This is a genomic window from Rhizobium sp. P2_G9, from assembly GCF_056403475.1.
Map to the genome: position 1 here is coordinate 12739 of NZ_JBFUFK010000083.1, position 14842 is coordinate 27580.

The 14842-nt window shown below is 59.9% G+C and carries 10 protein-coding genes and 1 pseudogene; 1 reads left to right on the top strand and 10 read right to left on the bottom strand.

The genetic code is table 11. The features are described from left to right. Positions 1-22 precede the first annotated feature (22 nt). The 10 genes and pseudogenes from AC1DYF_RS38455 to AC1DYF_RS38500 all read right to left on the bottom strand — a co-directional run bounded on the left by AC1DYF_RS38455 (position 23) and on the right by AC1DYF_RS38500 (position 13225). Positions 23-1303, bottom strand: a complete 1281-nt coding sequence (locus tag AC1DYF_RS38455; protein ID WP_477883949.1) for a hypothetical protein — start codon at positions 1301-1303, stop codon at positions 23-25. A gap of 87 nt (positions 1304-1390) precedes the next feature. After that, entirely contained in the window at positions 1391-2677 is a 1287-nt protein-coding gene (locus tag AC1DYF_RS38460; RefSeq protein ID WP_477883951.1) for a hypothetical protein, read from the bottom strand. Between the two features lie 98 nt (positions 2678-2775). Beyond that, complete coding sequence (locus AC1DYF_RS38465) at positions 2776-4077, bottom strand: hypothetical protein (protein WP_477883953.1); 1302 nt, start codon at positions 4075-4077, stop codon at positions 2776-2778. Between the two features lie 93 nt (positions 4078-4170). Beyond that, entirely contained in the window at positions 4171-5469 is a 1299-nt protein-coding gene (locus tag AC1DYF_RS38470) for a hypothetical protein (protein WP_477883955.1), read from the bottom strand. A gap of 180 nt (positions 5470-5649) precedes the next feature. Next, positions 5650-6623 (bottom strand): annotated as a pseudogene (locus AC1DYF_RS38475) (aminotransferase class I/II-fold pyridoxal phosphate-dependent enzyme). 220 nt (positions 6624-6843) lie between these two features. After that, on the bottom strand, positions 6844-7851 hold the full coding sequence (locus AC1DYF_RS38480; protein WP_477883956.1) for an ABC transporter ATP-binding protein: 1008 nt from the start codon (positions 7849-7851) through the stop codon (positions 6844-6846). Positions 7852-7868: 17 nt separating this feature from the next. Beyond that, positions 7869-9515 carry a beta-galactosidase BglA gene (bglA, locus tag AC1DYF_RS38485; protein WP_477883958.1) on the bottom strand — a complete coding sequence of 549 codons (1647 nt, stop codon included), beginning with the start codon at positions 9513-9515 and terminating at the stop codon, positions 7869-7871. A gap of 61 nt (positions 9516-9576) precedes the next feature. Then, positions 9577-10719 (bottom strand): carbohydrate ABC transporter permease, encoded by a 1143-nt coding sequence (locus AC1DYF_RS38490; protein WP_477883960.1) that lies wholly within the window; start codon positions 10717-10719, stop codon positions 9577-9579. Then, positions 10719-11729, bottom strand: coding sequence for a carbohydrate ABC transporter permease (locus tag AC1DYF_RS38495; RefSeq protein ID WP_477883962.1), 1011 nt, complete (start codon positions 11727-11729; stop codon positions 10719-10721). The genes AC1DYF_RS38490 and AC1DYF_RS38495 overlap by 1 nt, the downstream gene beginning before the upstream one ends. 134 nt (positions 11730-11863) lie before the next feature. Further along, entirely contained in the window at positions 11864-13225 is a 1362-nt protein-coding gene (locus AC1DYF_RS38500) for an ABC transporter substrate-binding protein (RefSeq protein ID WP_477883964.1), read from the bottom strand. A 440-nt stretch (positions 13226-13665) separates the two neighbouring features. On the opposite strand from AC1DYF_RS38500, the gene AC1DYF_RS38505 reads away from it, so the two are divergent. Further along, positions 13666-14682 (top strand): LacI family DNA-binding transcriptional regulator, encoded by a 1017-nt coding sequence (locus tag AC1DYF_RS38505; protein ID WP_477883966.1) that lies wholly within the window; start codon positions 13666-13668, stop codon positions 14680-14682. The last annotated feature ends 160 nt before the right edge of the window (positions 14683-14842 follow it).

Here is a 14842-nt window from a genome sequence, read left to right on the forward strand (position 1 = left end):
CGAAAGCTGTCTCATTGCCGGCCTATTTGTCGAATTCCGCAAAATACCTGGCGCCGGCCTTCGTCAGGAACGGCCTGGCCTCCTTGATCGGCACGGACGAAAGATCGCCGCCGCAGAGAACGGTAACCGTCGGGAGATCGACGAGCGCGAAGATCAACTTGTCGCCCTTGAAATAGACGCCGAGATTGGTCTTCACCAGATCGGCGGTGGGGCAGTCCTTGTCCTTGCCCGCGCCGCTCTCGTTGCGGTGACCGAGCACATATTGCACGAGCTTTGCGTCCGGGGTCCAGGTCAGCGTGCTGGGGTCGTCAACCTTGGTGGGATCGACGAGATTGCCATCAAAATCTTTGGCGACCCAATCGTTGAGCAGATCCCAGGCATGTAGCAGTTTGCCGGTCCTTGCATCGAGAACAATATGGCTCGTGATGTCATCGTCATGGGCACCGCCACAATACCAGCGGCCGCTTTCGGTGATCCCCATCAGCCGCGGCGTCAAATAATCGACGACCACCCGGGCTGAGCCGTCTTCGAAACCATTTGTCCCCTCAGCATCAGAGTCGGTCCAGCCGTAACCCAGATAGGCGCTGGAATAGCAGCCGAAGGCGATTGACACCCACCGAAGCCGCTGATCCGTAAGGCTGCGATTGAGCATCGCCGGATTGACCTTGCCAAGCTTGACGACATCAGGGAAATCGAGCTCGACGCGATTGTCGAGATCCATGCGATAAGCACTGTCACCAATCACGAGCACCGTACCCTTTTTCAGCTTGTGGTCGAGCTTGAGGAAATCGTAGGGCAGATCCTCCGCCGTGGCGATGGTGGAGGTCTGGTCTAGCCCCGAGAAGGGCTCCAGCATGTCGAAGTCGGTGACGTCGTCCTCCAGCTCGCGCGTGTCTTCGCTGGACAGCTTGACCGGCAGCGATTTGCCGCTGTCCTTGTCCGTCCATGTTCCCACGAGAATATCGCCGGAACTGTCCGGCTTCAGCGACCACTCCGCCGCGATCGGCGCCTTGTCGAGAAAATCGCCACTCAGAGTCTTACAAAGCGCCTCGGTGCATGGCTTCTCCTCTTCGAGCACGAAGCCATCCTTCGCACGCGTCCCATGCAGTGGAATGTCTATGCCTTTGACCATGTAGGCATAGCGGCCGAGGAACGCGCCATCCTTGCCGGGCGCCTGCAACTCGACGATGATATTCGCCTTACCGAGGGTGCCGGCATAGGTCGTCAGTTGATCGGCGAAGGCACTTGGCATGCCGACCGTCAGGAGGAGGAAGGCGGTCAGGGCGGAAGGAAACAGTCGCATGAAACACCTTGGTTGATTTGCGCGGCAAACTTGGGTGCGTAACGTTCCCTCCCGCGTCTAAATTCGAACTCCGTGCGACCCGCCGGCCTATTTGTGGAATTCCGCAAAATACCTGGCACCCGCCTTCGTCAGGAAAGGCCCGATGTTCTTGATCGGTATCTCGGCCAGATCACCGCCGCAACCTATGGCCTCGGTCGGCGGGCCGACCAGTTCGAAGACGATCTTGTCGCCCCTGAAATAGACGTCGAGATTGGTCTTGACGGCATCCGGAAGGCCACAATCGTCGTCGGACCTCGTGTCGCTCTTGTTGCGGTGGTCGAGCACATATTGCGCGAGCTTGTCGCTCGGACCCCAGGTGGGCGCATATTGAGGGTCGAGCTTGGCTGGATCGACGATATTGCCGTCCGCGTCGCGGGCGACCCAATCGCGAAGCAGGTCCTTTGCATACGCCAGTTTGCCGGTCCTGACGTCGATAAATTCATGGGTCTTGATAGTGTCGGAATGCGCACTAGGCCAATGCAGGCCGTCGCTTTCAGTAATCCCCATCAGCCGCGGCGTGAGATAATCCACGGTCACCTGGAGCGAGCCGATATCGGGCTCATTCGTTCCCGTGCCCTCCGAGCCGTTCCAGCCGTAAGTCAGATAAACTTGGTCAGAGAGGCGGAACGCGTTCGACATCCATCGCAACCGCAGGTCCAACAGCCGGCGATTGAGCATCATAGGACCCACCTTGCCAAGCCTGATGACAACAGGGGAATCAACGTTGGCGCGACTGTCGAGGTCGATCCGATAAGCGCTGTCACCGATGACGACAACCTTGCCCTTCTTCGCGGGATGATCGAGCTTGAGGACGTCGTAGGGCAGATCCTTCGCTGTAATAGCGGTGGAGTCCTGCTGCATGGCGGGGCTGAAAGTGGGGTCCAGCATGTCAGCACTGCTGACCTCGTCCGGCAGCGATCGCACGCCTTTCTTGGAGAGCTTGACCGGCAGTGATTTGCCGCTCTCCTTGTCCGTCCAGATTCCTTCCAGCCCTTCCCCTGTACTGTCTGATTTGAGCGACCATTCCGCCCCGATCGGCGCGTCCTCGGTCAAATTGCCCGCAGCCATCCGGCAGTTCTTGTCCGTACAGGGCTTTTCCTCCTTCAGCGTCAGGCCGTCACCCGCTTTCATCCCATGCAGCGGAATGTCGAGGCCCTTGATCATGTAGGCATAACGGCCGAAAAACGCGCCGTCCTTATGCGCCGTTGTCAGCTCGACGACGATGGAGGTCTTGCCGAGCGTTCCGGCATAAGTCGTCGCCTCGTCGGCGAGGGCGTTTGCAGCGCAGATGGTCAAGAGGAAGAAAGCAGGCAGGGCGGACGGAAGCAGTCGCATGAAACACCTTGATTGATCGGCAGCAGCGTACAGTTGCCAAGACTAGGCCCATTAAGTTTCCGCCCGCGTCTAAATTCGGAAGCTGTCCGGGAGCCGGCTTATTTGTCGAGTTCAGCGAAATACGCAGCCCCCGCCTCCGTCAGGAACGGTCTGGCATCCTTGATCGGTACTTTTGTCAGGATGGCGGCGCAGGTGGCCTCGTCAGAACCCAAATCGGTGAGGGCAAAGATCAAGTCGCTGCCCTTGAAGTAAACGCCGACATTGCCGTGCATGTATTCATTGCTGCGGCAATCGTCGGAGGCGCTCTCATCGCTGTCGCCGCCGGTCCCGGTGTAGCGGTGCTTATCGAGGTAATCCAGAAGCTTGTCGCCGGGTCCCCAGGTCAACTGACCCGGGCTTTTTGCCTTGGCAGGATCGACGATATTGCCGTTCGGATCGCGCGCCACCCAGTCGGCAAGCAAGTCCGTCGCTGTCACCAGCTTGCCGGTCTTGGCGTCGACAATGTAATGCCGGTCGAAAAAGTAGGGCTGCCCGCCGCCGCAGAACTGGCCGCCGCTCTCGGTGAATACCATGAGCCTCGATGTCAGATAATCGACGGAAACCTCCGCGGCGCCGTCATCATAGCCGGTGGTTCCTTCGCCGCGGTCGCCATTCCAACCATTGCCGAGATAGGCTTGTGACAGGCAGTCGAATGCGGTTTCTTCCCATTGCCGCCGTTCATCCAAAAGCCTGCGATCGAGCGCAGCCGGGTCCGTGATGCCGAGTTTCGTGACGGTCGGAAAGGCTAGGGCGGAGCGGCTGTCGAGATCCATTCGATAAGCGCTGTCGCCAACCTCGACGACCTTCCCCTTCTTCAGCGGACGATCAAGTTTCAGGAAGTCATAAGGCAGATCTTTCGGCGTGAGAACAGAAGACGTATCATCCTCGTCGATGCTGAAGACGTCACCGACCAGCTGAGAGTCTTTGTCCATCCTCAAAAGCGTGCGCGTGCCTTTCCTTACGAGCTTGACCGGAAACGTCTTGCCGCTGTCTTTCTCCGTCCAGCTGCCTTCAAATCCATCACCGCCGCCGGTCGGCTTCAGCGACCACTCCGCCCCGATCGGTCCTGGGTCGGCGAGATTGTTCGTCGCTGTGTTGCAGGTCTTCTGCGTGCACGGCTTTTCCTCTTTGATCGTCAAGATGCCTTTCGCATCCGTTCCATGCAGCGGAATATCGACACCCTTGCTCATGAAGGAATAACGACCGACAAAGGCGCCATCCTTGCCCGGCGCCTGCAGTTCGACAATGATGTGCACCTTGCCGAGCATGCCGGCATAGGTCGTCGCGCCGTCGGCGAAAGCGCTTGATGTGCAGATGATTACGAGGAGGAAAGCGGTCAGGGCGGAAGACAGCAGTCGCATGAAACACCTTGATTGACCGGCAGCAGCGGACAGTTGGCGAGCCCCATAACGTTTCCGCCCGCATCTAAACTCGGAAGCTGCCTGGCCGCCAAGCTATTTATCGAATTCGGTGAAATATGCCGCACCCGCTTTCGTCAGCAAAGGCCGGGCGTCCTTGACCGGCACCTTTGCCAGGATGGCGGCACAGTCGGTGTCCTCATAACGCATGTGAACGAGGGCGAAGATCAGGTCCTTGCCCTTGAAATAGACGCCGACATTGCCGTGCATGTTTTCATCCGTGCGGCAATCATCCGAAGCGCTGTCATTGGCATCGGCACCTTCCGGGCTCTCGTAGCGATTTTTATCCAGATAATCCAAAAGTTTGTCGCCCGGCCCCCAGGTCAACAGAGTCGGATCTGCCGCCTTGGCGGGATCGACGACATTGCCCTCTGAGTCCCGCGCCACCCAATCGGCAAGCAGGTCCTTCTCCGTCATCAGCTTTCCGGTCTTGGCATCGACAAGGTAGTGATCGTCGAAATGGTTGGGATGCGGACCGCCACAATCCTGGTCGCCGCTTTCAGTGAACCCCATGAGCCGCGGTGTCAGATAGTCGACAGCAACCTCGGCTCCATCCAAGCCGGTCGTTCCTTCGACGCCCATGCCGACCCAGCCGTTTCCGCGATAGGCTTTTGAGAGGCAGTCGAAAGCCACGTCCTGCCACCGTCGCCGCTGATCCAGAAGCCCGCGATCGAGTGCAGCCGGATCGGCCTTTCCAAGCCTGGTGACCGTTGGAAAGGAGAGACCGGAACGGCTGTCGAGGTCCATGCGATAGGCGCTGTCGCCGACCTTGACCACCTTGCCCTTCTTGAGCGGATGGTCAAGCTTGAGAAAATCGTACGGCAGATCCTTCGGTACCAGAAGCGCGGACATCTGATCCTCGCCGGCGTCAAAGAAGAGGTCGATCGAGGTCGGATCGAGGTCGGTGCCGGAAAGCGTGCGCGCACCTTTCTTCGCAAGCTTGATCGGCAGCGATTTGCCGCTGTCCTTGTCCGTCCAGGTGCCTTCAAATCCATCGCCGCTGCTGGTCGACTTCAGCGACCATTCCGCGCCGATCGGCGTCGTTTCAGGGAGCTTGTTGACCGACGTCCAGCAAATCTTGTCGGTGCACGGTTTTTCCTCTTCGATCGTGAAACTGCCTTTCGCATCCGTTCCATGCAGCGGAATATCGACGCCCTTGACCATGTAGGAATAGCGGCCGACAAAAGCGCCATCCTTGCCCGGCGCCTGAAGTTCGACGATGATATTCGCCTTGCCGATCGTGCCGGCATAGGTCGTCGCCTGATCGGCAAAGGCGGCTGAGCTCGACATGCCGAAAAGGGCGAAAGCGAGCAAGCCGGCAGGAAGCAGTCGCATGAAACACCTTGATTTGATAGAACCGCAGGCTCACGTGGGCTTGCGGCGTTGGACGGGATTCTTGGCGATATCGGTTTTACCACCGCTGGATGACATCACGTTTCAACCGGCATTTAAATTCACAGCCGGTCGGCCACGCGGTCGCGCCGCCATCGTCCTTCATGGAGTCCTAGGATCAGCCTAGATCGCGAAGCGCTTCAGCCGATCCTCGAGTTGCAGGATGGTCGGCGCGTCGGCATTGGCGAAAGCAAACCGGAGATAGTCCTGCTGCCCATCGCCGAAATAGACACCCGGCAGGCAGACGACACCGGCCTCGCGCGCCAGTTTTTCCGCCACGACTTCCGACGGCACGCCGGTGAAGGGATGCCGCACATAGGCGAAATAAGCGCCCAAGGCCTCGACCTTCCAGATCGGCAGCTTGGCCATCACCTGACGTAGTGCGGCGGCCCGGCCGACAATTTCCTGCCGGTTGGCCCGCCGCCAATCGGCCAGCGCCGGAATAGCCTTGGCGACCGCGGCCTGCGCCGATCGCGGCGCGCAGATCTGCAGATTGTCCATCACCTTCGCCACCTGGTCGATCACGGCATCTCCGACAGCAGATCGGACGGATAGACGGCGCCGGTCGGATTGTTCGGCGTCACCAGCACCAGCGCCTTGACGCCGGGTTTCAGCGCCGCCTTCATGGCCTCCATATCCGGCAGGAAGGAATTTTGGGGATCGCAGGCAACCGTCGTCACCTTGATCCCCAGCATGGCCAGCGTGGTTTCCTGGTTGAAATAGAAGGGATTGGTGACCGCCACCGTATCACCTGCCCCCGCCACTGCCATCGCCAGGCACATGAAGGCCTGGTTGGCGCCAGAGGTGATATGGATATTCGCCGCCGTCACCGGTGCCCGATAAAGCTCCGCCACATGCACCGCATAAGCCCGCCGCAGCACCTCCTCGCCCTCGATATCGCCATAACCGGTGAAATCCCGCGAACCGGCGGTCTCCGCCAGCCATGCCAGCATGTCGGGATGCGGCGCATAGCCGGGCACTGCCTGGCTCAGATTGATCAATCCGCCGCGCGACCCGTCATAGGCCTGCGCCCAGGCCAGCACCGACGGCACCGGCGGCGGCGAAAGCTTGGCGATGAGCGGATTGAATGCGGGCATGATCGACCTCCGGAATGGGCCGGAAAGCATCATATGGATGATTGGCCGGTTGGAACGGCTTTGACGGATGGAAAAGATGCCGTCAAGCGCAAGCCGCCAAGATGGTTCCCCGATTTAGATCGGTACCAATAAAAATCCCTCCCCTGTTCGGGGAGGGCGGCCCGGGCGACCGGGAGGAGCATGGATTTTTAAGTCGCCCTCAGGCCAGATGGCTTGCCGGTCAGGCCACCGGCTTTCCGTCGGCGCCGAAGCGGTGCAGCTTGCCGTCGGCGGCCTTCACTGACACCGTATCGCCGGTATGGTATTTGGTCGTGCCGTTTTCACGCACCGTCATCGGCTCGTCGGAGCCGATGTCGAGATAAAGGAAGCTATCGGCGCCGAGCTTTTCCGTGTGGATCACCTTGCCGGTCCACTGGCCGCCGCTGGTGCCGACGATGTCGAGATGTTCCGGCCGGATGCCGACCGTGGTGCAATTGAACGGCGCCGAATTCTTGCCGGTCATCAGATTCATCTTCGGCGAGCCGATGAAGCCCGCGACGAACAACGACTGCGGATGCTCGTAGAGTTCCAGCGGCGAGCCGACCTGCTCGATCTTGCCGGCCGAGAGCACCACGATGCGGTCGGCAAGCGTCATCGCTTCCACCTGATCGTGGGTGACGTAGATCATGATCGCGCCCGGCATGGAATCGTGCAGCTTGGCGATCTCGATACGGGTGGCGACGCGCAATGCCGCGTCGAGGTTCGACAGCGGCTCGTCGAACAGGAAGACTTTTGGGTTGCGCACGATGGCGCGGCCGATGGCGACGCGCTGGCGCTGGCCGCCGGAGAGCGCCTTGGGCAGGCGTTCCAGATATTTGGTCAGCTGCAGGATCTCCGCCGCCCCGCGCACCCGCTTGTCAATCTCCTCCTTCGAGGCTTTGGCGATGCGCATGCCGAAGGCCATGTTGTCGTAAACGGTCATATGCGGATAGAGCGCATAGGACTGGAACACCATGGCGATGCCGCGCTTGGAAGGCGGCACATCGTTGACCTTGACGTCGTCGATGAACATGTCGCCCGAGGTGATTTCCTCGAGACCGGCAATCATCCGCAGAAGCGTGGACTTGCCGCAACCGGAGGGGCCGACAAAGACGACGAATTCGCCCTTCTGGACATTGAGATCGACCCCGTGGATGACGTTGATCGCACCGTAGGACTTATGGATATTCTTCAGAACAACCCCTGGCATGCTTCCCTCCTCCGTTATTATGCCCGCCGGGCGAAATAGGCGCCCCAGGCCGGCAGCTTGACGCTGTTATCTTGTCTTTCTGCTGTGAACCCGTGCCCTTCGAGCGCCTCCCAGGCACCATCGGGCAAGTTCGCGTGCGCCTCGCTCTCTGTCATGTTGAGCACGGCCAGCACGATTTCGTTGCCGAAGGTACGGCTGAAGGCCAGCACATGGTCATCGGCAGTGTGAAATGTGATGTCTCCCTTGGCAAAGGCCGGATGGCGTTTGCGGAAGGCGATGAAGGCGCGGTAGTGATTGAGCAGCGAGTTCGGATCGGCATTCTCGACGCTGACGGCACGTTCGAGATGCGCCGCCGGCACCGGCAGCCACGGCTTGACGTTGGAAAAGCCGCCGATCGACGTCGCGTTGGTCCAGACCATCGGCGTGCGGCAGCCATCGCGGCCCTTGAAATCCGGCCAGAACTGGATGCCATAGGGGTCGCGCAAGTCCTCATAAGCGAGTTCCGCCTCTTCGAGACCCAGTTCCTCCCCCTGGTACATGCAGACCGAGCCGCGCAGGCTCAAGAGCAGGCCGATCAGCAGCTTGCCATGCGCATCGCGGTTCTCAACGCCGAGGCTCCAGCGGGTGATATGGCGCATGACGTCATGGTTGGAAAAAGCCCAGCAGGCCCATCCATCAGGCGCATAGCGCTCGAACCGCTCCAGCACATTGCGCACCCGCGCCGGCGTCAGCGGATCGGCGGCGAGAAATTCGAAGGCATAGCACATCTGCACCTTGTCGCCGCCGGACGTATATTCGCCGACGATCTCCAGGCCGCGCTGCGCATCGCCCACTTCGCCGACAGAGGTGATTGCCGGGAATTCATCCAGCACCTTGCGGAAGCGTTTCAGGAATTCGAGGTTCTCCGGCCGGTTTTTGTCGTAGAGATGTTCCTGGTGATTGTAAGGATTGACTGACGGAGCAATGCTCGCATTGCGGCGGCTGATCTCGAGCGGCGGGTTGTCGCGCAGATCCTTGTCGTGGACATAGAAATTGATCGTGTCGAGGCGGAAGCCGTCGACGCCCTTTTCGAGCCAGAAGCGGGTGACGCCGAGCAGCGCGTCCTGCACCGCCGGGCAATGGAAGTTGAGGTCCGGCTGCGAGGTGAGGAAATTGTGCAGGTAATATTGCAGCCGGCGCGAATCCCACTGCCAGGATGAGCCACCGAAGATCGACATCCAGTTGTTGGGCGGCGTGCCGTCCGCCTTCGGGTCGGCCCAGACATACCAGTCGGCCTTGGCATTGTCGCGCGACGAGCGGCTTTCGGCGAACCAGGGATGCTGGTCCGACGTGTGCGACAGCACGAGATCGATGATCACCTTGATATCGAGGCGATGCGCCTCGGTTATCAATGAATCGAAATCCTCGATCTTGCCGAAGATCGGATCGATGTCGCAGTAGTTGGAGACGTCGTAGCCGAAATCCTTCATCGGCGAGGTGAAGAAAGGCGAAATCCAGATGGCGTCGGCGCCGAGCGAGGCGACATGCTCCAGCCGCGCGGTGATGCCTTCGAGGTCGCCGATCCCGTCATCGTTCGAATCCTGGAAGGAACGCGGGTAGATCTGATAGATCACCGCTCCGCGCCACCAGTCCTTGTCAACAGGGTTTTGAACGTCAGTCGCCATTTCATTCTCTTCTTGAACAGGGGGTGGGATGCCGGAGCCCGGCATCCCGATTGCAATCTCATCAGCCGCCCTTGACCGAACCGGCCAAGAGGCCGCGCACCAGGAAGCGCTGCAGCGTGAAGAACACCGACAGCGGTACGATGATGGTGATGAAGGCCGAGGCCGTCAGGATTTCCCAATTGCCGCCGCGCGAACCGAGCAGGTTGACGAGACGTCCGGTCAGAACCAGCGATTCATCGCCGGTGCCGAGGAAGACCATGGCGACCAGCAGGTCGTTCCACGTCCAGAGGAACTGGAAGATCGCGAACGAAGCCAGTGCCGGGAAGGACAGCGGCAGGATGATCTTGATGAAGATCTCGAAATCCGAGGCGCCATCGACGCGGGCGGATTCCATGATCTCCTTCGGCAAGCCGGCCATGTAGTTCCTGAGCAGGTAGATGGCGAGCGGCAGGCCGAAGCCGGTATGTGCCAGCCATATGCCGAGATAGGTCTTGGAGGGCACGCCGAAATAGCCGCTGACGCCGTTGTAGATCCTCAATAGCGGGATCAGCGACATCTGCAGCGGCACGACCAGCAAGCCGACAACGACCGCGATCAGCAGTGCCCGGCCGGGGAATTTCATCCAGGCCAAGGCATAGGCGGCAAACGCCGCCACCAGGATCGGAATGACCGTCGAGGGGACTGCCACCGTCAGCGAGTTGATGAAGGAGGCGCCGATGCCTTCCGACGTCAGCACTTGCTTATAGTTGTCGAAAGTGAAGCGCGGCGGGATTTTGGCCGTGTAGAAGATGCGCTGGCCGCGCGTCTCCTCCATCTTCTTGTCGGAGACGATCGAGAAATTACCGTCCTGCTGCAGCGTCAGCGTCGAACCGTCACGCAATGGCGTCGACTGGCCAGGCTTGAACTTGGCCGGTTCGGTGCTGGTTATGCCCCAGTCGCCGACCTGGCCGCCGCCCGAGAGCACATTGCCTGATATGACGAACTTGCCGTCCTTCTCGACCTGTGCCTCGGCGGTCGGGGCACGGAAGACGACGTTCTGGGTCGAGGTGGTCAGTGCCGTCCACCAGCCCGACGCGGCGATCTGGTTCTTGTCGCGGAACGAGGAGATCAGCAGGCCTGCGGTCGGCAATGTCCAGATGACCACGATCAGCAGCACGGAAAGGTGGACGACCCAGACCAGCGGTGATTTTTTCGTCGCATACATCAGCGTCCCTCCATTTCCTTGCGCGCGTTGCGGATGTTCCAGATCATGATCGGAATGACCAGGATCATGATGACGATGGCGATCGCAGCCCCTCGACCAAAGTCGCCGCCGCCGCGGAACATCCAGTCGAACATCAGGTTGGCGAGCACCTGGCTGTTCCATTGACCGTTGGTCATGGCGAGCACGATGTCGAACACCTTCAGCACCAGGATGGTGATCGTGGTCCAGACGACCGCGATCGTCCCCCAGATCTGCGGCACCATGATCTTGAAGAAGATCTGCATGCCGTTGGCGCCGTCGATGATCGCCGCCTCGATCGTCTCTTCGGGAATGCCGCGCAGCGCCGCCGACAGGATGACCATGGCAAAGCCGCTCTGGATCCAGATCAGGATGACCATCAGGAAGAAATTGTTCCAGAAAGGAATGGTCAGCCAGGCTTCCGGCTGGCCACCGAACCAGACGACGATGGCGTTGAGGATGCCAATCTGCGCCGCGCCGACATCACGGAAATCATAGACGAATTTCCAGATGACGGCGGCGCCGACGAAGGAAATCGCCATCGGCATGAAGACCAGCGATTTGGCGATATTACCCCACCAGATACGGTCGGTCAGAACCGCGATCACCAGGCCGAAGAAGGTGGCGGCGGCCGGCACGACCAGCAGCCAGAGGAAATTGTTGAGGATCGACTCACGGAACTGGTCATCGTGCAGCATCCAATTGTAATTGAAGAAGCCGACGAAGTGCTGTCCGCTCTTGTCCATGAAGGACAGCCGGATGGAATCGAACACCGGATAGACGAGATAGAGCGTCAGCGCGATCAGCGCCGGGCCGAGAAACAGCCACGGCCGGATCATCGAGGCCGTGCGCATGTTGCGCGCCGCCTTGGCCGTATCGCCGCCCTTGGCTGGCAGGATCGCGTCGAGAATGATGTTGCTGCCGTAGAAATATCCGGCGCAACCGAGCACGCCGATCGCCATAGTGACGACCGCATAGAGTAGCTGCTCCATGGTTTATCCCCTCCCCGGTAAAACGATGAGCGTCATTATTATGGTTTGTTCCGCCTCGTCGGTTGAGATGGCGCCGGCAAGGTACACTCATTCCAAAGGTGGCGGGGACCGGAAGCCGGCCCCCGCCATCCCGATTACTTCAGCGCGTCCCAGGCCTTCTGGATCGAGGCTGCGACATCGTCGGCCGACTTGCCGCCGACATAGTCGACCATGCCGGTCCAGAAGGCGCCGGCGCCAATCTTGCCGGGCATCTGGTCCGAACCGTCGAAGCGGAAGGTGGTGGCGGTGGTCAGAATCTCGCCCATCTTCTTGGACTGCGCATCGGCATAGGCATCCGGGTTGACGCCCTTGAACGGCGTCAGGAAGCTCTTCTGCGCCATCCAGACTTCATGCGCGATCGGCGTTTCCAGCCAGGCGATGAAAGCCTTGGCAGCCGGCGAATCCTTGGTGATCGTCACCAGCGTACCGGCGCCGAGCACCGGACGGCCGAGATCAGACTTCGAGGCATAGGGCGGCATGTAGAAGAAGTCGGCATCTTGGCCCATCTTCGTGCCTTCCGGGAAGAAGGACGGGATGAACGAGGCCTGATGGTGCAGGTAGCACTTCGGCGGCGAGGTAAAGAGACCCTTCGGGCTGTCGCGGAAGTCGGTGGCGGCCACGGCGGCCACCCCGCCATCGACGAACTTGTCGTTCTTGGCGAACCAGCCGAATTCGTTGATCGCGGCGATCACGGCCGGGTCGGTAAACTTGACCTTGTTGGTGACCCACCCGTCGTAGACGTCGGGCTTCTGCGTGCGCAGCATCAGGTCTTCGATCCAGTCGGTGGCCGGCCAGCCGGTGGCGCCGCCCGAGCCGAGGCCGATGCACCAGGGCTTCTTGCCCTGCGAGGCGATCTTTTCGGTCAGAGCCTTGAGCTCTTCCATGGTCTTCGGCACTTCATAGCCGGCGTCGTCGAAATTTTCCGGCGAATACCAGACCAGCGACTTCACGTCGGACTTGTAGGAGAAGCCGTAGAAATGCGACTTGCCATCCTTGCCGGGATAAGTGCCGAGATCGACCCAGGACTGGCCGGCGGCATAATTGTCCTTCATCCATTTGGCGGTGTCGTCGCCGAGATCGGTGAGAAAGCCCTTGGCGGCAAGGTCGGCCAGCAGGCCCGGTTGCGGCAGGATGGCGATATTCGGCGGGCTGCCGGCCTGCGTGTCGATGACGATCTGCTGCTCGTAGTTTTCAGAAGAAGAATAGTTCACGGTGACGCCGGTGGCGTCTTCGAAATAGGCGAGCATCGACTTCGCGAGCGTCTCGTCTTCGCCGCGCCAGGGTCCGAAAATGGTCAGCGTCTGGCCCTTGAGGTCGCCATGCGCCTTCTTGAACGCGTCATAGCTGGCCCAGTTGAACTGCTTGCCCTCGCCCGGCTTGAACTTGAGGTCGGCGGCGTGCGACGCGCCGGCCATCAGCGCGAATGCGGCAACGCTCAGCAATAGAGTTTTCTTCATCCGATAATCCTCCCTTGGATATGGAATGCGTTATGACCACCCGCGCGGGACGGACGGCCTTTCAAAAGCAGCTTTCGGATTGGGCTTTCAATTATTCCGTCTCCCCGATTTGAAAGCGCTTTAAATAAATAGAACGTCTTTGCGTGTAAAAAGTCAAGAGTGGAAGCGCGAAAATTCGCGGAGAATTTGCCTATTGAGCACCGAACAACCCGAATATCTTACCTTTTCAATCGATTAGCATCATTAACGATTTTTTCGAGATTACAGCCGTGAACGTGCACCGCAATCGTCATTCGACGTGCTTAAAAAAACAATTGATGGCGCTTTCAAAAAAGTCGGACTTATTCTATACTCCTGCTATTGGGAGAAGGCAGCCAGGGCCGAGCGGGAGATCGGCATCAGGTCGTTGCGACAACTGCCGGAGGAGGATCGATCCGCCTATGAACCTGAAAGAATTCGCAAAATCGATCGGCATGAGCCAGACGACCGTGAGCCGGGCAATATCCGGCTATCCGGAGGTCAAGTCCGAGACGCGCCAGCGGATTTTGAAACTCGCGCAGGAACTCGGCTATCACCCCAATCGCTCGGCGGCGGGTTTGGCGACCGGCCGGGCCGGCGCGGTGGGCATCGTGCTGCGCGAGAGCCATGGCTTTGACCCAAACACGACAGAATTCATGGCCGGCCTCGGCAGCCGGCTCGAAACGCGCCAGGTCGATATCCTGATCACCGTCGTCGAGGACAAGGAGGGCGAACTCTCCGCCTACCAGCGGCTCGCCGCCTCCAAGCGCGTCGATGCCGTCATCCTGCATACGCCGAAGATCGACGACGAACGCATGGCCTTCCTCAACAAGCTCAACATGCCGTTCGTGCTGCATGGCCGCGGCAGCGAGGATGGCAATTTCCCCTGGCTCGACATCGACAATCTCGGCGCCATCTACCGCGCCACCGGCTATCTGCTCGACATCGGCCACCGCCGCATCGGCGTCATCAACGGCGAACGCGGCGACGTCTTTGCCGAGCACCGCGAACAGGGCTATCGCAAGGCGCTGAAGGAACACGGCATTGCCTTCCGCGACGAACTGATCACCAACGGCGCCTTCATCGACGATGTCGGCTACCGCTCGATGCAGGATTTTCTGAGCCTGCCCGATCCTCCCACTGCCGTGCTTGCCGGCTCGATGATGACCGCACTCGGCGTCATGCGCGCCGTCCGCTCCGCCGGGCTACAGCTCGGCCGCGACGTCTCGCTCATCGCCCATGACGACGTCTTCAACTACATCAACGCCGACAACATGGTGCCGACCGTTTCGACCACCCGCTCATCGATCCGGGAAGCAGGCATCAGGATCGGCGACATCCTCCTGCAGATGCTGGCAGGGCGGGATGTGTCCAACCACAGCGAAGTCTGGCCGGTGGAACTGGTATTGAGAGAATCGACGGCGCCGCCGATGGGATGAGAAAGGCATTCCAATTTAATTGGACGCGCTTTCACTTTAGAGCCCGATTTAAAAGTAGTTGAGCGATAACAGCAGGTTGTGATTCCCTTTTGGTGCTAAATCAAAATGGGGTTTCCGATGACCTGGACTGTTATCGCTCGGCGTGAGCATAACCGAGACG

Coding starts and splice junctions, on each gene's coding strand:
- AC1DYF_RS38505 (WP_477883966.1), top strand. CDS start 13,666: ATGAACCTGAAAGAATTCGCAAAATCGATCGGCATGAGCCAGACGACC.
- AC1DYF_RS38465 (WP_477883953.1), bottom strand. CDS start 4,077: ATGCGACTGCTGTCTTCCGCCCTGACCGCTTTCCTCCTCGTAATCATC.
- AC1DYF_RS38500 (WP_477883964.1), bottom strand. CDS start 13,225: ATGAAGAAAACTCTATTGCTGAGCGTTGCCGCATTCGCGCTGATGGCC.
- AC1DYF_RS38490 (WP_477883960.1), bottom strand. CDS start 10,719: ATGTATGCGACGAAAAAATCACCGCTGGTCTGGGTCGTCCACCTTTCC.
- AC1DYF_RS38495 (WP_477883962.1), bottom strand. CDS start 11,729: ATGGAGCAGCTACTCTATGCGGTCGTCACTATGGCGATCGGCGTGCTC.
- AC1DYF_RS38470 (WP_477883955.1), bottom strand. CDS start 5,469: ATGCGACTGCTTCCTGCCGGCTTGCTCGCTTTCGCCCTTTTCGGCATG.
- AC1DYF_RS38455 (WP_477883949.1), bottom strand. CDS start 1,303: ATGCGACTGTTTCCTTCCGCCCTGACCGCCTTCCTCCTCCTGACGGTC.
- bglA (WP_477883958.1), bottom strand. CDS start 9,515: ATGGCGACTGACGTTCAAAACCCTGTTGACAAGGACTGGTGGCGCGGA.
- AC1DYF_RS38460 (WP_477883951.1), bottom strand. CDS start 2,677: ATGCGACTGCTTCCGTCCGCCCTGCCTGCTTTCTTCCTCTTGACCATC.
- AC1DYF_RS38480 (WP_477883956.1), bottom strand. CDS start 7,851: ATGCCAGGGGTTGTTCTGAAGAATATCCATAAGTCCTACGGTGCGATC.